We start from the raw sequence: 19935 nt of genomic DNA on the forward strand, positions 1-19935 counted from the left end.
GAATCCAACAGACCTTAAGCCCGAGCGGCGCTTCCCACCCGCCGTAGCGGAGCGCAGGCGTCATATGGGGTCCACAAGCCCTTGGAGTTTCATCTGGGACATCCGCGTCATGCCCGCGAAGCCTCTTCGGGCAGCCCGGAAGTGCAGGTACGGACGGCGCCCATCCGGGCATGTCGTTTCAGGTGACATGCCCGGATAGTCCTCTTCTATTTTGCCGCCCCCGGAATGCTCATCTTCCACAGCCGGTGGCAGTCGGCGCAATAGACGACCGATGCCGCATGGGCGTGATGGCAGGTGGTGCAGGCGATGTCGTCACCGAGATGCGAGGAATGGGGATTGCGTTTGGGGAACTCCACATTGCGGGTCTTCCCGGCCAGCTTCTCGATCGGTCCGTGACAGGCTAGGCACCGATCGTTTTCCACCGTCGAATCGGACGTGGGGAGCCCCTTGCCATGGCAACCGGCGCAATCGACCGATGCCTTGGCATGCAGATGGTCGGTGAAATCGGAGTTGGCCCAGGAAGCGAATTCCTCCTTCAGTAATTTGAGATCGGCGGGCTTCGGCGCACCCCAGGAAAACGGCTGCCCGATCAGGCCGAAGCTTTTTCCCGGGACGATGCGGTGGCAGGCCGCGCAGTCGCCTTTGACGGCCGGCGGCACATGGGTGAGATGCAGCCGGGTCGAGAAACCGTTCGTCTCCGCCTCGCCGGATTGTCCGGTGGCGTGGCAGGGAGTGCAGGAGGCCATTCCATTGCCGCGGACCGCTTTGTGTTTTTGCGGCAATGTCTTGGAGAGGTCGGGATGGCAGGCTGTACAGGCATCGCCCGGCGGCGCCGCCCGCGCGGGTCCGGCGAGCGGGGCGCCAAGAAGAAGGCACGCCGCCGCGATGGCGAGGAAATGCGGTTTCAGCATCATCGCTCCGATCAGAAAGGGACGAGGGTCCGTCCCGGCGGACGAACCCTCGTCGACGTCGTCCTTACGCCTTCAGGGCGTTGCGGCCGGCAATGCGGCCGAACACGATGCAGGTCGGAATGGCGTTGGATCCCAGGCGATTGGAGCCGTGGATGCCTCCGGTAACTTCGCCGGCGGCAAACAGTTTGGGGATCGGGCTGCCGAAGACGTCGATCACCTGACCGGAGGCGTTGATCCGCAGGCCGCCCATGCAGAAGTGGACGGCCGGCCATTGCGGAATGGCGTAGAACGGGCCTTTCTCCAGGGTGATCATCGCAGGGGTGATCGGCTTGTTGAATTCCGGATCCTTCCCGTCCTTGTGATACTGGATGTATTTATTGACCGTATCGACAAGGGCGTCGGTCGGAATGTTGCATTTCCCGGCCAACTCGGTGATGGACTCGGCCTTGATGAAACGGCCGCGCTTCAAACCCTCCGCGACCTCTTCCGGGTCGCCGCCCATGGGCAGAATCATGGCTTCGTTGAAGATGGACCAGGTCGGCTTGGCGTCCTTGCCGAGATTGATCTGGGCATAGGCGACCACGTCGCGGCGCTCCAATTCGTTGACGAAGCGTTTGCCTTGCTTGGTTACGTAAAGAATGCCGTAGCCCGGTCCGTTGAACGGATAGACGGCTTGCGCGTCGAGCAGTCCGGTTTCCGGTTCGGCGTAAGGGTAGAGCTGGATGAAGTTCATCTGCAGCGTGTCGGCCCCGACCGCCTGGGCGAATTTATGGATTTCACCGGTCGCCCCCTTGTGGTTGGTGCAATTGTATTCCGCTGTCAGGCGGGGATTGTGGGCCGAACGCATTTCGACATTCTGACTGAAGCCGCCGCTGGCCAGAATCACCGCCTTGTTGGCCCGCAGGTTGAGAACCTTCTTGCCGCGCTTGATTTCGACACCGAGGACCGCCGATTTCGGGTCCGCGTCTGCCCGCCAGATCCAGGTGACTTCCGAATTCAAGGTCGGCTTGATGCCGGCCTTGGCGGCGATCTTGCGCAAGGCTTCCGTATATTCGCGGCCGACACCGCTTTTCGCCGCATGGGTCCTGTAGGCGGTATGGCCGCCGGCCCTCGTCACCGTGGGGCGCAGTTCGGCCCCGCCATCCTCGACCACCCAGTTGAGGGCATCGGCAGCGCCGTCGGCGACCTCCTTGGCCAATTCGGGAATGCTGTAATAGTCGCCCCCCTTCAGGATGTCCTGCCAATGCTGGGCCGGGCTGTCGGCGCCCAGATTGAGCTTTTCACGGTAATGCCATTTGTCGTCCCAGGCGGCGAAGACGCCGCCATTGATGATCGAGTTGCCGCCGTATGTCGGCATTTTTTCCAGAAGGGTGGTTTTCGCACCGCCGCCGGCCGCCTCGGCGGCGGCGGCCAGGCCGGCGAATCCCGAGCCGATGACGATGACGTCCCAGGTCTCGTCCCATTGGGTGGGCAGCTTGCGGACCAGGGCTTGCGCCGTGCCGGGAACAGCCATGTTGAGCGCCGTGCCGCCACTGAGGGCGACGGCGCCCAGGGCGACGGATTTCAAGACGGAACGACGGCTTAGATCTTTATTGGACATTGTTGTCTCCTCCACAGTCGTGCGGGTCATGTCCCGCGTCGTGCCTGTCGAGCAAGGAGCGCTTCATAGGATCTTCGGATTTTTGGGCGAACCCGGAGCTGACGCGTCCTGGGGCGCGTCCGTTTCCGTCTTCACGGTGACGGATGCGGAAGGGATCGGGCCACCCCGAGGCGGCTTGCTCGAACAGATGAGTGGCCATTTCAGGCCTCCTCAGAAAGTCCTCCCCAACCCAAATCAACAATGCGGGTGGCTCAATGGAAAGTCAAGATATATCCCACAAAAATAGTATGGAATTAGGCATTGTGCCGACTTTCCCATATGATGAGAAAGTACTTTGTATTCATTATATTTTGCGAGAGTTGGTGGTAAACGGTGAATGGGGAAAAGTCACTTATCCGAGCGATCCTATCTGCTACTTTTCGGCGGAAATCATTCTGATAAATATACTAAAAGGAGAATTTCGCCGGTGGCTATGGAGGCCTCAGGTGGGGCGCGCCATCAACCGTTCCAGCAGGGACAGCATCTCCTGTGGCCGGCGAGGGCAGGGAGCGTCGGGCGCGAGCAGGCCCAGCGATTTCGCCTTCAGGCCCATCTCCAGCAAAAAGGGCGCCTGGAGCCGGGCCCCGGCCAGCAGGGTGCCATCCGACAGGATGTCGACCGTGGGGCCTTGAGCCAGCATGCGTCCGCCGTCGAACAGCGCGACGTCATCGGCGAAGCCATAGGCCAGATCGACGTCGTGGGTGCTGAAGACCAGGGTGGTTCCGGCGGCGGACAATGCGGCGAGAACCGTCAGCAATCCCTTGGCGCCCGCATGGTCGAGGCCGGCCGTCGGTTCGTCGAGCAGCAGGATTTCCGGCGCCATCGCCACGGCGCCGGCGATGGCGACCCGCTTTTTCTGGCCGAAGGACAGCATATGGGTCGGCCGTTCGGCCAGTCCGGTGAGCCCCAGAGCGGCCAGAGCCTCGCCGACACGAACGCGGGTGGCGGCCTCGTCAAGACCGAGATTGAGCGGCCCGAAGGAAACGTCCTCGGCCACGGAGGCGGCGAACAATTGATCGTCGGCCTCCTGCAGGACCAGGCCGACCCTCCGCCGCCACGCCGTCAGTTGGGTGCGATCATAGCCGGCCGGCCGGCCATCGAGGAGGATTTGGCCGGATGCCGGGCGCAGACTGCCGTTCAAATGCAGCAGGAGAGTGGTCTTGCCGGCTCCGTTCGGGCCCAGAATGGCGAGCCGGCGTCCCCGTTTGACGGCGAGATCCAGCCCCGACAGGGCCGGGACGCCGCCCGGATAAGCGTAGACGAGGCTGCGGGCTTCCAAAAGCGGTGTCATTGCACAAGCAATCCTGTGATCAGCATCGCCGTCTCCAGGATCAGGATACCGGCGAGGGTGGGAATGGACGACGGCGTGCGGCGGGACAGGACGCGCATCTCTCCGTTCCAGCCGCGGGCGGCGAGTCCGACTTCAAGGCGTCGGGCCCGGTCGAGCGCGCGGGGGAGCAGATTGGCGATGAGCACGCCCAGGCAGCGCAGCCTCCGGCGCAGGCCGATATGGCCGAGACGGGCCGCCTGGGCGGCGTTCATCGTCGCCGCCGTGTCGGCCAGCAGGAACACGAAGCGATAGGTCAGAAGGGCCATCTCGACGATTTCAGCGGGCAGCCCGAGACGGCGCAACCCGGTCATCAGATCGCTGGCCGGCGTGGTGAGCGCCAGGAACAGCAGACAAGCGAGCCCCGCCTCCGAACGGGCGGCCAGTCCGGCCGCGGCGGAGAGCCCCCCCGGGGCGAGGCCGATGCCATGGCCGTCGACCTGCAGCAGCACCGACAGCGTCCCGGCGAGCAGGAACCCCGTCGGACCGGCGACGCAGGCGAGCCATACCCTGGCCGGAACGCGGGCTCCGACCAGGGTTGCCAACACCATCACCACCGCCACCAGGACCGCTGTCGGCCAGGGCGGCAGACTGATATCGAGCAGAAGCATGCCGAAGGTCAGCAATGCTTTTTCGCTCAAGGGTCGGAAACGCCAGCGGTTGAGATGGGCGATCCTATCGACGGGTGACATCGTCCCGCCGCGACCCGTGGCGACGGCCGATCAGGTAGCCGATGACCCCCGTCCCCAAGCTGGCCTGCAAGGCGAACAGCATGCTTTCGATCTCGTCGCTGGGCGGTTTCCACAGTGGTTGGAACCATGGCTGATAGCCAGGATGGGATTCGGTAATGGCGTCGGTCCCGATGTCGTCGGATCCCTTGAAGTCCCCCCCCAAACCGGGAACCACCAGGGGGGCCGCGATGATGAGGACGGCGGCGGCGGAGAGCCACACCGAGCGATGCTGGGCGATCATCATTCGATCTCTCCCGACAGCATGCGGATTTCATCGGCTTGTCCGGCCCGCCCGGACAGGGCGTTCATGACGACGACGGTCAGCAATCCCTCGGCGATGGCCAGCGGAATCTGCGTCACGGCATAGATGCCGCCGAATTTCAGAACGGCTCCGGCAAATCCGGACGAGGGATCGGGATAGGCCAGCGCCAATTGCACCGATGTGGTCGCATAGGTCGCGAGATCGCCCAGGGCGGCGGCCAAGAAGACGGAAAAGGCGATGGAGGCGCCCAGGCGGCTGGCCAATCGCCATACGGCATAGCTGACCCAGGGCCCCATGATCGCCATCGAGAATACATTGGCGCCGAGTGTGGTAAGCCCGCCATGCGCCAGCAAAAGCGCCTGAAACAGCAGGACGATGGTTCCCAGGACGGCCATCACCGAAGGGCCGAAAACCACGGCGCCGAGGCCGGTGCCGGTCGGATGGGAACAGGACCCGGTGACGCTCGGCATTTTGAGGGCCGAAAGGACGAATGTGAAAGCGCCGGCCGCGGCCAGCGTCATTTTGGCTTGCGGGCGTGCCGCCACGATACGTTTCAGCCTGACCGCCCCGGCCACGACAAAGGGGGCCGAAAGGGCAAACCACCCCGCCGCATGTGCCGCGGGTAGATAACCTTCCATAATATGCATCGGATCCACCTCGAGATCTCGGACGCGGTGCGACCATCTCCTTCCCGAGAACACCCCGCCCGGAATGGCATCACACACGCAACGCTGATGGCAGGTCTCCTGACTCGCGGGTCGCGGGTTCCAGCCTAGCCTTCCCAGCCTGTATGCGGCCCCCGGTGGACGTCGGGGCCACGGCCAGTGGCGATCTTGGGTGCCGGAACCTACCCGCTCACAGTTGCGGGGGCAGCCACGGAATCAGCTTTCTTTTCGAAAGCCTCACCGTGTTCCCTTTTCACTCCGAACCGCCAAGAGGGCGGCACGAAGAACCATCGGGGGCAAGTCTATTCACCACGGGGGGCGAGGGTCAAGCGGTTCGCTGCCACGGCAACGAATTCAGGTTAACAACCGGTTGGCGCCGCCAATTTCATTTGCCGGCCCACTCCCAGGAGTCGTCATCCCCGTGCCGAACAGTCGCGTGTCGAGTTCGGCCATGACGCCGGCGTTGATAAAGTCGAAACCCGAGTTCGGAGCCCCGGAGGCTGGGAACGCTTCGATCCCATCTGTGCTCACCTGCGTTCATCGGCGCTGATCTGCGTTTCCTTATAATCGATTCCGGCGGGTTATTCTGGGGCCAATCGAGCTGCTCCCGAAGACCCGGCCCGGGACCGGGGGCTTGTCAAAAGGAGCACAGATAAACACCGATGAACTCAGATAGGGGCAGATGTGGACTGCTCCCATGCCTGAGACAAGAAACTATGGACAAGGTTGGACTTGAACCGTGCGGTTCGCTGCCGCCCGAAGGATTGCATCTTCTTCGGCTGGCGAACGACACTTTTTCCTCCTCCGGACAATCGGCAGAACTGTCCGCGATCTGACAGACAGCGACTCCGCCTGCTTCCATAATCCCGACCGTTACCGCTCATCCATCGAATGAGGCCGCTTAACAGTGTTTTCCGACCGCTGAGCATGAAATCGCGCCGTTTGTCGGATTGGGCCCCACCCAAACCCTCATTCGGCGTAGGTAGTAATCAAAGCCTTACTAAAAATAAGGCAAAGGGGACCCCATGAAAGCTGTGGTGAGAAGGATGATGGATCTTTCGACATCCCGCGCGCAAAACCGGCAAGAAGCCGGTTGGCGGCCCGAAATTACCGATATTTCAAGCTTCTCCAAAGTGTCGGGAAACTCTGCCGAGGGTTTCCGTTGCCGATGGACGCGACTGGTCTGATCACAGGTGCCGGATATACGCGCCGGGATGTGTTGCTCCCGGGGCGTTGGGATGAGGGTTGGAAGGGGACGTCATGCTGAGTTCAACAATTCTGGCTTGGGTTGGAGTGCTGCTTCTCTTGGCGGGCGAGATCGCGGCCCTGGCCTCGATGCGCAACGTCGTCCGGGCCCTGGTCATCTCCTCCATCGCCGAGTTGGGGTATGTCCTTTTCGGCTTCGGTCTCGGGTCCGTGGCCGGCGAGACCGGCGCCGTCATGCATCTCGGCTATCAGTTGGTGATGCGTGGTCTGCTGTTCCTGGCGCTGGTGCCGTTGGTCCGCGCCGCGGGATCATCCCGATTGGAGGACATGTCCGGCGTCGGACAGTCCAACCGGATGGTATCGCTGCTGTTCGGCTTCGCCATGTTCTCGGTGATGGGGCTGTCGCCCTTCAAGGGATCCTTCGCCAAGTTTCTCGTGCTTTACGGCGCGGTCGAACAGGGGCAATGGGGGCTTGCCTCGTTCGGAACCATCGCCAGCGTCGTTTCGCTGGTCGTCTATATCACCATCATCCAGCGCATCTGTTTCGCCCGGAAGGCAAAGGGCGAGCCGCCCGCCAGAACGGTTGCGCCCGGCGCTCTCGCCCTGCCGCTGGGCGTCCTGACGCTGGCCACCATCGTCATGAGCCTGTTTCCGCAACCCCTGGAGGATGCGGCGCAGCATCTGGTCGGCGCGGTCGGCGGGACCGGATTGCCGGATTATGAAAGCCCCTGGTCCCTCCTGGTTCTGGTCCCCTATATCGGCGGCTTCGTACTTTACGGCCTTGGCTGCCTGTCGGGACGGCTGCGCGATGTCGCCGCCATCGCCCTGGCCGCCGTGACGATGGTCCTGGCCTGGCAGAACGGCTCGGTCGATGCCGTCTCCTGGCTGTTTTCCGTGGTTTTCGCCGGCATCGCCCTGCTGGTGGTGATCTATTCCTTCTCCTATATCCGCGCCCATGAGGCGGCCAACCGCTATTACTTCTTCCTGTTCCTCGCCATCGGTTCCCTGCTGGGGCTGGTCACCGAGCAGCAGTTCGGCAATTTTTACGTCTTCTGGGAGCTGATGACCTGGTCCACCTATTTCCTGGTCATTCACGAGCAGAGTGAAAAAGCGCTCGCCGCCGGTCGCAAATATTTCCTGATGTGCGCTTCCGGCGCCTATGTCATGCATTTCGGCATCCTGCTGCTGCATGCCCAGATCGGCAGTTTCGAGATGGGCGTGATCGCGCAGCATGTCGGCGAACTGAGTTCCGGGGTGACGACGGTGGTCGTCTTCCTGTTCATGGTCGGATTGGGCGTCAAGGCGGGCGTCTTTCCCTTCCACGGCTGGTTGCCCGATGCCCATCCGGTGGCGCCGTCGTCGATTTCGGCGCCGATGTCGGGCATCGTCACCAAGGCCGGCGTCTATGGCCTGATCAAGGTTCTGTTCGTCCTGTTCGGCGCCGGACTGCTGTCGAAAGCGTCTCCGGCCGGGTCCTTCTCCTCCTTCGGCCTGACCCTTTCCTGTTTGGGTGCCGTAACCGTCGTCTACGCGGAAATCAAGGCGCTGCGCGAGCGCGAGTTGAAGCGCATGCTGGCCTATTCGACGCTGGCGCAAGTCGGAGAAATCGTCGCCGTCCTTGGGATCGGCAGCTATCTGGCGATCGCGGGCGCATCCTTGCATGTGGTCAATCACGCGGCCATGAAGAGCCTGCTGTTCCTTGCCGCCGGCTCCTTCATCTTCCGCCTCGGACGCAAGCGCCTCGACGAGTTCAAGGGGGTTGGCCGGGCCATGCCCTTGACCGGCCTGTTCTTCGCCATCGGCGCCCTGGCCGTGATGGGGTTGCCGCCGTTCTCCGGCTTCTTCAGCAAATTCCTGATGATTTATGCCTGCGTGGCGGCGGGGTTGTGGCCGTTGGCGGCGATCATTCTGGCCGGCAGCGTGATCGGCGCCGTCTATTACGCCCGCGTTCTCCGCATCCTGTTCTTCGAGCGTTACCAGGGCCCCGCCGTGGCCGAGGCACCGTTCTCCATGCTTCTGGCCACCGGTCTGCTCAGCGCTTTCGTGATCCTGGGCGGCCTGGTCCCGGATTACGGCGTGCTGCTGGTCCGTCCCGTGGCCGATTTGGCCGCCGCGCGCGGCGGCCAGGCGATCGCGGACATCCCCAGCCTGCAGATGATCTGGCCGGCCAGTGCCGTCGCCGTGGCGATCGGGGCCGGACTGACCTTCCTCCTCGGCCGGCGGCATCCCGTGGCGGCCGGCGTCCTGTCGATCCTGGCCATGCTGGCCGCCGTGGCGAGCATCATTGTGCAAGGCGCCCAATATGATCGCCTGTCCTTCTGGTTCGCCCTGTTGATCGCCGGTGTCGGCGCTCTCAACCTGTCGCACTCCATCGGCTACATGCGCCACGGCCATGCGCACGGCCGCTACTATTTCCTTTTCCTGGCGATGATCGGCGGCCTGCTCGGCATGACGGCCAGCACCGATCTGTTCAATTTCTTCGCCTTCTGGGAAATCATGAGCAGTTGGACCCTGTTCTTCCTCATCATCCATGAGGAGACGCCGGAAGCGCTGCGCGAAGGGTTCAAGTACTTCCTGTTCAACTTCATCGGCGCCAGCATCATGTTCCTGGGCGTGGCCATGCTGGGTGCCCGCTCCGGCGGCTTCGGCTTCGAGCAGTTGCGCAATGCCGCTCCGGGAATGGACCTTCCCTGGCTGGCCGGGGCGGTGGTGCTGATTCTCGTCGGTTTGGCGATGAAGGCGGCCATGTTGCCGGTTCGCATCGACTATCAGATGCATCCGGCGACGGCGCCGACGCCGGTTTCCGGCTATATCTCCTCGGTTCTGCTGAAAAGCGGACCCTATGGCGTGTTGAAACTGTTCGCCGTGCTGGGCGGCTCCGTGTTGTTCGCCCGCCTGGGCACCGTCATGGATATCAGTCTGCCGCTTTATGTGCTGGCGGTGGTCGCCGCCGTCACCGTGCTTTATGCCGGGGCCCAGGCGATGATTCAGACCGGCGTCAAGCGGGTGCTGATCTATGCAACGGTTTGCCAGTTGGGTTACATCCTGCTCGGCCTATCCCTGGGCTCGGCCCTCGGCGTGGCCGGCGGGCTGATGCATCTGGTCAATCACATGCTGCTGAAGGACACCCTGTTCCTGGCCGCCGGCTGCATCCTCGCGCAAGCTCATGTCGTCGATCTCGACGATCTGGGCGGGCTGGGGCGGAAGATGCCCTGGACCATGGGATTGTTCCTTTTCGCCGGTCTGTCGATCGCCGGAATGCCGCCGCTCAACGGGTTCACCTCGAAATGGCTGATCTTCCAAGCCTGTCTGCAATCCGGCCATTATCTGCTGGGACTGGCCGCCCTGATGGGAAGCCTGTTCACCCTGGCCGCCATTCTGAAATTCGCCCATGCCGCCTTCATGGGGGAGACCTCGCAGGTTTCCGCCGGAATGGTCGAGGCGCCCGCCAGCATGCTGGTCCCCATGGGCATCCTCGTCGGAGCCTCCGTCCTGGTCGGTTTGTTCCCCGGTTTGCTGCTGGTGCCGATCGCCGGGATCCAGCAGTCGCTGGGACTGGAGGCGGTCGTCGCCTCCTGGGGCGGTCCGCTGCCCGGACCGGGCGGATGGAGCAACGCTCCGATCACCATCCTGCTGCTGATCATCGCGGCGGCGGGGTGGCTCTATACCCGCATGGGCGGCAGCAGGGTCCGTGTCGGCAACGTCCATCTCTGCGGTAACGACTTCGACCTCCGGCAGGGCCGGATGGGTCCATCCAACCTCTATGAGTCGCCCGACGGACTGATCCGCACCGTCCTCGCGGCGCATCCCGAGGAAGGGAGTGCCAAGCATGTCTGATGGTCTGATTCTGCTCTTTTCGGTGCTGGTCTTCCCGGGCGGCCTGTTCGCCCTGGCCCTGGGGCTTCTGATCAAGGGCGTCGATCGGCGCGTGGCCGCCCGGCTGCAACGCCGCGTCGGGCCGCCGCTGTTGCAGCCGGTTTTCGATCTGATCAAGCTCTCCCGGAAGGAAACCATGATCCCGGCCCAGTCCTCGGCGGCGATTTTCCGCTGGGCGCCGCTGGCCGGTTTCTCCTGCATGGTGCTGGCCGCGGCGATGATTCCGATCAATGGCGTCTATCGTCCGAGCCCCGAACTGGGCGATCTCCTGACGCTGTTCTATTTATTGGCGGTGCCGGCGGTGGTTCTCATGCTGGCGGGGTCGGCGTCGGGCTCCCCCTTCGGCGCCATCGGCTTCTCCCGCGAGATGTCCATCATGCTGGCCTATGAGGGGCCGGTGCTGTTGGCCCTGTTGTCGGTGGCCATCCGCGTCGGCGTCGGCGAGGGGCACCTGATCAGTCTGTCCTTAACCGAGATCGTCCAATATCAGCGGGTCCACGGGCCCTTTATCCTCGATCCGTGGATGTGGCCGGCCATGCTGACCTTCCTCTGCTTCTTCCCGGCCAATCTCGGTGTTCTGCCTTTCGATATCCCCGAAGCCGAGACCGAGGTGCTGGAAGGACCGCTGCTCGAATATTCCGGGCCGTCGCTCGGTCTCTTCAAGATGATGTCGGCGGTCAAATGCGTCGTCGTCCTGGGGCTCGGCATCACCTTGTTTCTGCCCAATGGGCCGGACGGCGTCCTTGGATTGCTCCTCTTCGCCGTCAAATGCACCGTGCTGGCCGTTTTGGGGGTGACCGTCGTGCGGACCGGCATGGGACGCATGCGGATCGACCAGGCTTTCCGGTTCTTCCTCAAATGGCCGCTCGCCCTTGGGATCGCCAGTCTCGCCATCATGCTTGCGAGGTCGTGAAATGAACGCGCAGATTCCCTCTTTGCTGTCACGGCTGTCGACGAAGTCGCCCTGGCTCTACCGGATCAACGCCGGATCCTGCAATGGCTGCGATGTCGAACTGGCCACCACGGCCATCATTCCGCGTTACGATGTCGAACGGCTGGGCTGTCAATATTGCGGCAGTCCCAAACACGCCGACATCGTCCTGATCACCGGTCCGCTGACGGTGCGGGTGAAGGATAAGGTCCTGCGGCTCTACCAGGAAATTCCCGATCCCAAGGTTACGGTGGCGGTCGGCGTCTGTCCGATTTCCGGGGGCGTCTTCCGCGACAGCTACGCGATCGCAGGCCCGCTCGACCAATATATTCCGATCGATGTGAATGTTCCGGGGTGTCCGCCGCGTCCGCAGGCGATCATCGAAGGTATCGCCAAGGCGATCGCCGTCTGGCAAACGCGGATTTAGGAGGAAGGCGGTCATGTCGTTTTTTCTGCCCGTCCTGCTGAGAAACCTGCTCAAGGGACCCTCGACCGAGGCCTTTCCCTTCGGCGAGGCGATTACACCGAAGAAGCTCAGGGCCCGTATCAGCTTCGACCCCGACTCCTGCGCGCTGTGCCGGGTCTGTGCCCGCATCTGTCCGGCCGGCGCCATCCAGTTCGAGAAGAAGCCCGATGGCCTGGAATTCAATCTTTGGCACAACGCCTGCGTTTTCTGCGGTCTGTGCGCGCTTTACTGCGAATCGGAAGGCCTGCATTCCACCAACGACTGGCATCTGTCCCATCTTCAGTCGGAAAAATACGATCTGGTCGAACGGGCGACGGTGAAGTTCCAGAAATGCACCAAATGCGGCAAGCAGAAGATGCCGGCGCCGCTTCCGCTGATGGCCAAGCTGTATCCCGGATTACCCGCCGACGAGATCGAGCGGTTGCGCGCCATGTGTCCGCAATGCCGCAAGGCTGAAACAGCTCCTGCCGAAGGAGAACCGTCATGAAATATCTGCAGGCCGTCGTCGCCGAAGGGCTGAAGGATGCCGCGCCGGATCGTCACAAGATCGAGTTTCGCACCGACGTCAAGGGCGTGACCACGGCCTGGTGCGTCCTGGACGAGAAGGACGATTTGCTGGCGGTGGCCCGGTTCCTTGCCGAAGGATCCGCCCGGTTGTCGACGATTACCGCCTATTCCACGGAAAAGGCCAAGCGCACCGGCAATTTCGAGATCGCCTACCATTTCGATCTGGATGGCGACACCTTGACGGTAAGCGTGCATGTCCCGCCTGACGGCGAGGTCGACAGCATCACCTCGCTCTTCGATAACGCCGATTGGCCGGAACGGGAAATGGCCGAGCTTTACGGCATCAAACTGCGGGGGCATCCCCATCCCGAACGCCTGTTCATCGATGAATCCCTGGGCGATGCGGTGTTCGACCAGTACATCCCCTATTCAACGATGGTCAACGCGGCCACCACCAAGGGGCTGTGGGAAAAGGTGATCGCCAAGGGCAAGGGCAAGGGGGAGGGCACGCCATGAGTACTTACAAGATCCCCGTCGGACCTCTGCATGTCGCTCTTGAAGAGCCGATGTATTTCAAGGTCGAGGTCGAAGGCGAAACCGTGACCGGGCTCGACATTCAGGCCGGTCACGTGCATCGCGGAATCGAATATCTGGTGGCCAAGCGCAATATCCATCAGAACATCGTGCTGACCGAACGTATCTGTTCCCTGTGTTCGAACAGCCATCCTTTTTCCTACTGCATGGCCCTTGAACGCATCGGGGGTATTATCGTGCCGGAGCGGGTGGAATACCTGCGCGTCGTCGCCGATGAAATCAAACGCATCGCCTCCCATTTGTTCAATGTGGCCATCACGGCCCATTTGGTCGGTTTCGACACGCTTTTCATGCAGGTCATGGAAACGCGCGAAATCATGCAGGACACCAAGGAGACGATCTTCGGAAACCGCATGGATCTGGGCGCCAATCGGATCGGTGGCGTGCGTTACGATCTGGATGGGGAGGGAAAGGCCTATCTGGCCGCCCAACTCGCCCGGATGAAGGCGCCGCTCGACGAATTCCGCGACCTTTACGAGACCAACGGTTCCTTTCTGCGCAGAACGAAGGGGGTGGGCGTATTGCCGCGCGCGGACGCCATCCGTCTGGGATTGGTCGGTCCCGTGGCGCGGGCCAGCGGCGTCGATTACGACGTGCGCCGCAAGGCGCCCTATGTCGTCTATGACCGTCTCGATTTCGACGTCCAGACGCTTGCCGACGGCGACGTGTGGTCCCGCACCATGATCCGGTTGCGCGAAGTCAAGGAATCGGTGCGCATTATCGAGCAATGTCTGCGCGACATACCGGAGGGGCCGATCTCCATCGACGCCATCCCCGAGATCCCCGCCGGCGAAGCCATTGCGAAAAGCGAAGCGCCGCGGGGCGAGTTGATCTATTACCTGCGTACCGACGGTTCCGACAAGCCGGCCCGTCTCAAATGGCGGGTGCCCAGCTACAACAATTGGAAAGGTCTCCAGGTGATGATGGCCGGCTGCAAGGTGGCCGATATCGCCCTCATTGTCGGGAGCATCGATCCCTGCATTTCCTGCACCGAACGTTAACGCCCCCCTAGGTGCGGGAATACCGCCGCCGCCTTCGGGCGGCGGCGGGCGAATTTTTCCGGTGGAAACAGATCCGATGCATGAGGCTTCCATCGTCAGCGGTCTGATGCGGATTTTGCTGGATCACGCCGCCAGGCACGGCGTCCGGCGCATTGCCAGCGTTACCGTCAAGGTGGGCAGGCTGCGGTCGGTGGAGCCGCGTGCGCTGATCGGCTGTTTCGAGGTGTTCGCCGAAGACACCATCGCCGAGGGTGCCGAACTGCTGGTCGAGTCCGTGCCGATCCGCGGACGCTGTGACGATTGCGGCGCCGAAATGGAAATCGCCGGCTTCGTTTTTCGTTGCGACCGATGTCAGGGGGGGCGGATCACCGTGACCAGCGGCCAGGAGCTCTATATCGACAGTTTCGAAGCAACGGATGCTTTGTCATGAATCTAAAGACGGGCGCGGGCGATTTCTGGCATGATTCGCCCCGCTGCATGCCCCGGTCTGGGGGCGGTGAATCGGGAGTGGCCGATGTGTAAGGAATGCGGTTGCGATACCCATGGGACGGCGCCCAATCTCTCCAAGCGGATCGAAGTCATTGAAAATCTGCTGAGTGAAAATGATCGCCAGGCGCTGCATAACCGGGAACATTTCGATGCCCTGGGGGTGACGGCGCTCAATCTGATGTCCTCGCCGGGCAGCGGAAAGACCAGCCTGCTCGAGGCCACCATCGAGGCGCTGGCGGGAGAAATGAAGATCGCCGTGATCGAGGGCGATCTGGAAACCGAGAACGACGCCCTGCGGATCAGGCGGCACGGCGTTCCGGCGGTGCAGATCACCACCGGCATGGCCTGCCATCTCGATGCCGCGATGGTGCATGACGCGCTGCATGATCTGTCCCTCGAGGGGATCGATTTGCTGTTCATCGAGAACGTCGGGAACCTGGTCTGCCCGGCGGGCTTCGCGCTCGGCCAGCATGCCGACGTGGTGCTGCTTTCGGTCACCGAGGGCGACGACAAGCCGTCCAAATATCCGGTGATCTTCCGCCAGGCCAGTCGCGTGCTGATCACCAAGGCCGATCTGTTGGCCCATCTGGACGATTTCGATCCCCACCGTGCCGAAGACGCCGTTCATCGATTGTCCGCCGATTTGCCGATCGACGTGCTTTCGGCGAAAACGGGGGCCGGAATGGCCGGTTGGCTCGACTGGCTGCGTGCACTTCGGCGATAGAAGATTGAGCCTGGCCCTTTGCTGTGCCATGAGTGGCGTCGGCGTCCCCGCCGGTGATCGCCTGGGCATGGCGAAAGACCGGCAGGGGCGCCGGTCTTTCCCGTTTCATGATAGGCCAGGCATGCTATCGCCCTTTTCGTCTCTTGCTGCGCTTCGGCTGTTTCGATGCTGATCAGCCAATTCAATCTGACTGTGGCGCTTCTGCAGCAGACCTGTGTTTATCTGGTCATCGCCTTCCTGATGAGCCGGACGCCGCTGTTCATCCCCTTGATGCACGTCACCATCCGCTTCCCCAACAAGGTGGCCTGTTATCTGGTTTTCTCGCTGTTCTGCGTCCTCGGCACCTATTTCGGTCTCAGGGTCGACGATTCCATTGCCAATACGCGGGCCATCGGCGCCGGCTTGAGCGGCATCCTGGGCGGGCCGTGGGTGGGAATCGTCGTCGGGCTGACCGGTGGGCTGCATCGCTATAGCATGGGGGGCATGAGCGCTCTCGCCTGTGCCATTTCGACCGTCTTTTCCGGACTGGTCGGCGGCATGATGCATCGCTACATGGTCCGCCGCGGCCAGAACGAGCTGCTGTTCGATCCCTTTCGCGTCGCCATCGTCAGCCTGTGTTCGGAAATCGTCCATATGCTGGTCATCCTGGCGCTGGCCCGGCCTTCCGACGCGGCGGCCAAGCTGGTCGCCGATATCGCCGTGCCGATGCTGATCGCCAATACGCTGGGGGCTGCGCTGTTCATGCGCATCCTCTTGGACCGGCGGGTGATGTTCGAACGCCAGTCCGGGCTCTTCTCGGCGATGGCCTTGAAGATCGCCGCCCGCTCGGTCGGCGTGCTGCGCACCGGCTTCAACCAGGAAAACTCCATGCAGGTGGCCCGCATCATCCATGAGGAAACGGGGGTCGGTGCGGTGGCCATCACCGATCGGGAGAAGCTTCTGGCCTTCATCGGCATCGGCGACGACCATCATCTGACGGGCATGCCGATTACACTGCCCCAGACATTGCAAGCCATCGCCAACAACGAAATCCTTTACGCCGACGGCAACGAGCAGATTTTTCAATGCACCATCCGCCCCGATTGCCGGCTCGGCGCCACGCTGGTGGTGCCGCTGCACGACGAGCGGGAAAAGGTGATCGGGACCGTCAATCTCTATGAGCCCAGAACCAAGCTTTTCTCGACCATCAACCGTTCCCTCGGCGAAGGCATCGCACGGCTTTTGTCGACCCAGATCCTGGCGGGGCGCTACGAGCAGCAGAAGCAATTGCTGACCCAGTCGGAGATCAAGCTTCTCCAGGCCCAGGTCAATCCCCATTTCCTGTTCAACGCCTTGAACACGCTCTCGGCGGTCATTCGCCTCGATCCCGAGAAGGCCCGCCACCTCGTGCAGAATCTATCGACGTTTTTCCGCAAGAACCTGAAGCGCTCCAGCGTGGAGGCCAGCCTTTCCGATGAAATCGAGCATGTGAACGCCTATTTGCAGATCGAACTGGCGCGGTTCTCGCCGCATCTGTCCGTCGATATCGACATGCCCGAGGAACTGCGCGAGGCGCGGATCCCCGCCTTCACCTTGCAGCCGATCGTCGAGAATGCGATCAAGCACGGCACATCCCAACTGATGTGCGACGGATTGATCAGGATCGAGGCCGTGCGCGATCATAGTGACCTGGTGGTCAGTGTGGAGGACAATGCCGGTTTGTTCGAAAAGTCTTCCGACGGAGACGGTATGGGGATGAGTTTGGTCGATCGGCGCATCAAGAACCGTTACGGCGACGCCTACGGGGTCGAGGTCGAGTGCGTGCCCGACCGCTATACGCGCGTCAATCTGCGCATTCCCCTGGAGGAGGCGCATCCATGATGAACATCCTGATCGTCGATGACGAAACGCTGGCTCGCCAGGAACTGCGCATTCTGCTGGAGGAGGCCGAGGATATCCGTATCGTCGGCGAATGCGCCAACGCGGTGGAGGCGGTGGCGGCGATCAACCGGCTGCAGCCCGACGTGGTGTTTCTCGATATTCAGATGCCCCGGGTGAGCGGTCTCGAATTGCTTTCCATGCTTCCGCCCGAGCGGATGCCGCACATCGTCTTCCTGACGGCTCACGATGAATATGCCCTCCAGGCCTTCGAGGAACACGCCTTCGATTATCTTTTGAAGCCGATCGATCCGGCCAGACTGGAAAAGACGCTGCATCGGCTGCGCCGGGACCGTTCGCCGCAGAACATGGCGGTGCTGCAGGATTCCAACCAGTTGAAGCAGATCCCCTGCTCCGGTCTCAACCGGGTTTATCTGATGAAATTCGAGGAGATCGAATATGTCTCTTCGAAACAAAGCGGCGTCTACGTCGTCGGGGCCAACGGCCAGGAACGCTTCACCGAGCTTACCTTGCGGACCCTTGAGGAGAAGACGCCGCTGATCCGCTGCCATCGGCAGTATCTGATCAATCCCGACCGCATCAAGGAAATCCATTTCACCGATAACGGTCTGGCCGAGATTACCACCGCTGCCGGCCTGTCGGTGCCGGTCAGCCGCCGTTTCCTGAGTTCCCTCAAGGATCGCCTGGGGATCGTCTGATTTCCAGGCGGAACGTCCGTCGGGAAAACCCGTGCTTGACGAAATAGGGTGTTTGGTCCACACCTTTCACGCGGGGTAAATTCATGCATTCTTATAGATGAATTTGCGACATTTTAAATAAAAATAGATGTTTAGGGTGCGGGGAGATTGTTCGCGGGCGCGTCATCCGTTTGATGAACGCGACCATAGGTTTCGCCTTTTTCAACGGGACTGTCCGTTCTGCGGCCGGGAGAATCTCATGTCTTTTTTTGAAAATCTGAAGATCGCGACGAAGGTTACGGTTCTTCTCTGCGCCCTTGGCCTGTTCGCCATGGCGGCGACGGTGTTTTCCGCCAGTCGGATGGAGGCCATCGACGCCACTTATGCCCGTCTGCTGAGCAAGGACGCGAAGGGCGCCGTGACGGTTGCCCGCTTGAATGCCCGGCAGATCGAAACCGGCCGTCTGGTCTATCGCCTGATCGCCGAGGATGATCAGGCGAAGATGCGGGAGGTCGAGAGGGATATCGAGGCCACGGCCAAGCGGTTTCGCGATCTGATCGCAGAAACCAAGGCCGATCTGCCCGCCAAGGCGGCGGAGATCGAGAAGGTCGTGACCAGCTACGAGGCCTTGCTCAAGACCGTCCAGGATATCCGGGAACCGGCGTTCGCCAACAATAACACCGCGGCTCTGGCCATGATGCGGGAGCGCTTCGATCCGCGGATGGAGGTATTGCGCAAGGATCTCTCCGTGCTGACCGATGTCTCGATCGCCAGTCTTGAGAAAGGGGCGTCGGATGCCTCGGCCGAGACGGCGGCGATGATCCGCATGAGCTATATCGCCGAGGCCTTCGGCCTGGTGCTGGTTCTGTCCCTCGCGGTCTGGCTGACCAGCAAATATCTCGCCCGTCCCATCGTGGCGATGGGCGGGGTGATGAAGCGTCTGGCCGAAAAGGATTATTCGGTCGAGGTGATCGGCACCGAGCGCAAGGACGAGGTCGGGGGCATGGCGAAAGCTCTCCATGTGTTCAAGGAAGGCATGATCCGTGCCGAGGCGGTGGAAGCCGAACAGCGGCGCGATCGGGCCGACCGCGAGCGCCGGGCCGAGCAGATCGAATCCATGACGCGCGCCTTCGATGAAAAAGTGATGGCCATTCTCGGTACGGTGGCCAAGTCCGGAACGGAGATGCGGGAAATCGCCTCCTCGATGTCGGCGACGGCGGAGCAGACGACGCGTCAGGCCGCCATCGTCGCCTCGGCGGCCGAGGAAGCGTCCTCCAACGTGCAGACGGTGGCGGCGGCGTCCGAGGAGTTGGCCTCGTCGATCCAGGAGATCTCGCGCCAAGTCAATCATTCGGCGCAGGTGGCCTCGACGGCCGCGGACCAGAGCGCCAAGACCGACGAACTGGTCCGGGGACTGGCGCAAAGCGCCCAGCGCATCGGCGAGGTGGTCAGCCTGATCAACGACATCGCCTCGCAGACCAATCTTCTGGCCTTGAACGCGACCATCGAGGCGGCGCGGGCCGGCGAGGCGGGGAAGGGGTTCGCGGTGGTGGCGGGCGAGGTGAAGACCCTGGCCAACCAGACGGGCAAGGCGACCGACGAGATCGCCCAGCAGATCGCCACGGTGCAGGCCGCCACCGGTCAGGCCGTCGACGCCATTCACGGCATCGGCCAGACCATTTCGGAAATCAATCAGATTTCCACGGCGATCGCCTCGGCGGTCGAAGAGCAGGGCGCGGCGACCCGGGAAATCGCCCGCAATGTGCAGCAGGCGGCGGAGGGCACGCAGCAGGTGACGCAGAACATCGGCGGTGTCTCGGACGCGGCGACCGAGACCGGCCATTCGGCGCACGGCGTTCTGAACGCGGCGACCGGATTGACCCGGGAATCCGATCAGTTGCGCGATGTCGTGCACGGTTTTCTCAAGGACGTGCGGGCGGTGTGACGGGCGGGGGCGTGGGCGGCTTCCTCAAGCTTCGATCGCGGTTTCATAAGGGCCGATCGCCGCTCACCCGCGCATCGTCACCGCTCGCCCCTCGCATTTCGCCGTT

The 19935-nt window shown here is 62.3% G+C and carries 17 protein-coding genes and 1 riboswitch; of the genes, 11 read left to right on the plus strand and 6 right to left on the minus strand.

The window, feature by feature from the left end:
• Nucleotides 1-206 precede the first annotated feature (206 nt).
• The 6 genes from CWS72_RS08560 to CWS72_RS08585 all read right to left on the minus strand — a co-directional run bounded on the left by CWS72_RS08560 (nt 207) and on the right by CWS72_RS08585 (nt 5517).
• The gene (locus tag CWS72_RS08560) at nt 207-914 is read right to left on the minus strand and encodes a cytochrome c3 family protein (protein ID WP_101250181.1); all 708 of its coding nucleotides are present in this window, start codon (nt 912-914) and stop codon (nt 207-209) included.
• A 61-nt stretch (nt 915-975) separates the two neighbouring features.
• On the minus strand, nt 976-2511 hold the full coding sequence (locus CWS72_RS08565; RefSeq protein ID WP_101250182.1) for an FAD-dependent oxidoreductase: 1536 nt from the start codon (nt 2509-2511) through the stop codon (nt 976-978).
• A 481-nt stretch (nt 2512-2992) separates the two neighbouring features.
• Nucleotides 2993-3841 (minus strand): energy-coupling factor ABC transporter ATP-binding protein, encoded by an 849-nt coding sequence (locus CWS72_RS08570; protein WP_101250183.1) that lies wholly within the window; start codon nt 3839-3841, stop codon nt 2993-2995.
• Nucleotides 3838-4569, minus strand: coding sequence for a cobalt ECF transporter T component CbiQ (cbiQ, locus tag CWS72_RS08575; RefSeq protein ID WP_101250184.1), 732 nt, complete (start codon nt 4567-4569; stop codon nt 3838-3840). The genes CWS72_RS08570 and cbiQ overlap by 4 nt, the downstream gene beginning before the upstream one ends.
• The gene (locus tag CWS72_RS08580) at nt 4553-4852 is read right to left on the minus strand and encodes an energy-coupling factor ABC transporter substrate-binding protein (RefSeq protein ID WP_241911641.1); all 300 of its coding nucleotides are present in this window, start codon (nt 4850-4852) and stop codon (nt 4553-4555) included. The genes cbiQ and CWS72_RS08580 overlap by 17 nt, the downstream gene beginning before the upstream one ends.
• On the minus strand, nt 4849-5517 hold the full coding sequence (locus tag CWS72_RS08585) for an energy-coupling factor ABC transporter permease (protein ID WP_101250185.1): 669 nt from the start codon (nt 5515-5517) through the stop codon (nt 4849-4851). The genes CWS72_RS08580 and CWS72_RS08585 overlap by 4 nt, the downstream gene beginning before the upstream one ends.
• Nucleotides 5518-5589: 72 nt before the next feature.
• Nucleotides 5590-5842, minus strand: a riboswitch (cobalamin riboswitch).
• A gap of 953 nt (nt 5843-6795) precedes the next feature.
• Here CWS72_RS08585 and CWS72_RS08590 point away from each other — a divergent pair.
• The 11 genes from CWS72_RS08590 to CWS72_RS08640 all read left to right on the plus strand — a co-directional run bounded on the left by CWS72_RS08590 (nt 6796) and on the right by CWS72_RS08640 (nt 19829).
• Nucleotides 6796-10578, plus strand: coding sequence for a proton-conducting transporter transmembrane domain-containing protein (locus CWS72_RS08590; RefSeq protein WP_101250186.1), 3783 nt, complete (start codon nt 6796-6798; stop codon nt 10576-10578).
• Complete coding sequence (locus tag CWS72_RS08595) at nt 10571-11530, plus strand: respiratory chain complex I subunit 1 family protein (RefSeq protein WP_101250187.1); 960 nt, start codon at nt 10571-10573, stop codon at nt 11528-11530. The genes CWS72_RS08590 and CWS72_RS08595 overlap by 8 nt, the downstream gene beginning before the upstream one ends.
• Before the next feature lies 1 nt (nt 11531).
• Nucleotides 11532-11975 (plus strand): NADH-quinone oxidoreductase subunit B family protein, encoded by a 444-nt coding sequence (locus CWS72_RS08600; RefSeq protein ID WP_101250188.1) that lies wholly within the window; start codon nt 11532-11534, stop codon nt 11973-11975.
• 13 nt (nt 11976-11988) lie between these two features.
• Nucleotides 11989-12501, plus strand: a complete 513-nt coding sequence (locus CWS72_RS08605) for a 4Fe-4S binding protein (protein WP_158240561.1) — start codon at nt 11989-11991, stop codon at nt 12499-12501.
• Complete coding sequence (locus CWS72_RS08610; RefSeq protein ID WP_101250190.1) at nt 12498-13037, plus strand: NADH-quinone oxidoreductase subunit C; 540 nt, start codon at nt 12498-12500, stop codon at nt 13035-13037. Before CWS72_RS08605 ends, CWS72_RS08610 begins: the two co-directional genes overlap by 4 nt.
• The gene (locus CWS72_RS08615; RefSeq protein ID WP_101250191.1) at nt 13034-14116 is read left to right on the plus strand and encodes a hydrogenase large subunit; all 1083 of its coding nucleotides are present in this window, start codon (nt 13034-13036) and stop codon (nt 14114-14116) included. Before CWS72_RS08610 ends, CWS72_RS08615 begins: the two co-directional genes overlap by 4 nt.
• Nucleotides 14117-14192: 76 nt before the next feature.
• Nucleotides 14193-14546, plus strand: coding sequence for a hydrogenase maturation nickel metallochaperone HypA (hypA, locus tag CWS72_RS08620; protein WP_101250192.1), 354 nt, complete (start codon nt 14193-14195; stop codon nt 14544-14546).
• A gap of 84 nt (nt 14547-14630) precedes the next feature.
• A complete protein-coding gene (hypB, locus tag CWS72_RS08625) occupies nt 14631-15329 on the plus strand; it encodes a hydrogenase nickel incorporation protein HypB (RefSeq protein WP_101250193.1) in 699 nt (232 codons plus the stop codon).
• Nucleotides 15330-15494: 165 nt separating this feature from the next.
• Complete coding sequence (locus CWS72_RS08630; protein WP_101250194.1) at nt 15495-17189, plus strand: sensor histidine kinase; 1695 nt, start codon at nt 15495-15497, stop codon at nt 17187-17189.
• Nucleotides 17186-17905, plus strand: a complete 720-nt coding sequence (btsR, locus tag CWS72_RS08635; RefSeq protein ID WP_199175597.1) for a two-component system response regulator BtsR — start codon at nt 17186-17188, stop codon at nt 17903-17905. The genes CWS72_RS08630 and btsR overlap by 4 nt, the downstream gene beginning before the upstream one ends.
• A 238-nt stretch (nt 17906-18143) precedes the next feature.
• A complete protein-coding gene (locus CWS72_RS08640) occupies nt 18144-19829 on the plus strand; it encodes a methyl-accepting chemotaxis protein (protein ID WP_158240562.1) in 1686 nt (561 codons plus the stop codon).
• Nucleotides 19830-19935 lie beyond the last annotated feature (106 nt).

Origin of the sequence: Telmatospirillum siberiense, assembly GCF_002845745.1 — a bacterium.
Classification (GTDB): domain Bacteria; phylum Pseudomonadota; class Alphaproteobacteria; order Rhodospirillales; family Magnetospirillaceae; genus Telmatospirillum; species Telmatospirillum siberiense.

What these genes read in the sequence shown, in the direction of transcription:
- CWS72_RS08560 (WP_101250181.1), bottom strand. Translation starts at nt 914, where the DNA reads ATGATGCTGAAACCGCATTTCCTCGCCATCGCGGCGGCGTGCCTTCTT.
- CWS72_RS08565 (WP_101250182.1), bottom strand. Translation starts at nt 2,511, where the DNA reads ATGTCCAATAAAGATCTAAGCCGTCGTTCCGTCTTGAAATCCGTCGCC.
- CWS72_RS08570 (WP_101250183.1), bottom strand. Translation starts at nt 3,841, where the DNA reads ATGACACCGCTTTTGGAAGCCCGCAGCCTCGTCTACGCTTATCCGGGC.
- cbiQ (WP_101250184.1), bottom strand. Translation starts at nt 4,569, where the DNA reads ATGTCACCCGTCGATAGGATCGCCCATCTCAACCGCTGGCGTTTCCGA.
- CWS72_RS08580 (WP_241911641.1), bottom strand. Translation starts at nt 4,852, where the DNA reads ATGATGATCGCCCAGCATCGCTCGGTGTGGCTCTCCGCCGCCGCCGTC.
- CWS72_RS08585 (WP_101250185.1), bottom strand. Translation starts at nt 5,517, where the DNA reads ATGCATATTATGGAAGGTTATCTACCCGCGGCACATGCGGCGGGGTGG.
- CWS72_RS08590 (WP_101250186.1), top strand. Translation starts at nt 6,796, where the DNA reads ATGCTGAGTTCAACAATTCTGGCTTGGGTTGGAGTGCTGCTTCTCTTG.
- CWS72_RS08595 (WP_101250187.1), top strand. Translation starts at nt 10,571, where the DNA reads ATGTCTGATGGTCTGATTCTGCTCTTTTCGGTGCTGGTCTTCCCGGGC.
- CWS72_RS08600 (WP_101250188.1), top strand. Translation starts at nt 11,532, where the DNA reads ATGAACGCGCAGATTCCCTCTTTGCTGTCACGGCTGTCGACGAAGTCG.
- CWS72_RS08605 (WP_158240561.1), top strand. Translation starts at nt 11,989, where the DNA reads ATGTCGTTTTTTCTGCCCGTCCTGCTGAGAAACCTGCTCAAGGGACCC.
- CWS72_RS08610 (WP_101250190.1), top strand. Translation starts at nt 12,498, where the DNA reads ATGAAATATCTGCAGGCCGTCGTCGCCGAAGGGCTGAAGGATGCCGCG.
- CWS72_RS08615 (WP_101250191.1), top strand. Translation starts at nt 13,034, where the DNA reads ATGAGTACTTACAAGATCCCCGTCGGACCTCTGCATGTCGCTCTTGAA.
- hypA (WP_101250192.1), top strand. Translation starts at nt 14,193, where the DNA reads ATGCATGAGGCTTCCATCGTCAGCGGTCTGATGCGGATTTTGCTGGAT.
- hypB (WP_101250193.1), top strand. Translation starts at nt 14,631, where the DNA reads ATGTGTAAGGAATGCGGTTGCGATACCCATGGGACGGCGCCCAATCTC.
- CWS72_RS08630 (WP_101250194.1), top strand. Translation starts at nt 15,495, where the DNA reads ATGCTGATCAGCCAATTCAATCTGACTGTGGCGCTTCTGCAGCAGACC.
- btsR (WP_199175597.1), top strand. Translation starts at nt 17,186, where the DNA reads ATGATGAACATCCTGATCGTCGATGACGAAACGCTGGCTCGCCAGGAA.
- CWS72_RS08640 (WP_158240562.1), top strand. Translation starts at nt 18,144, where the DNA reads ATGTCTTTTTTTGAAAATCTGAAGATCGCGACGAAGGTTACGGTTCTT.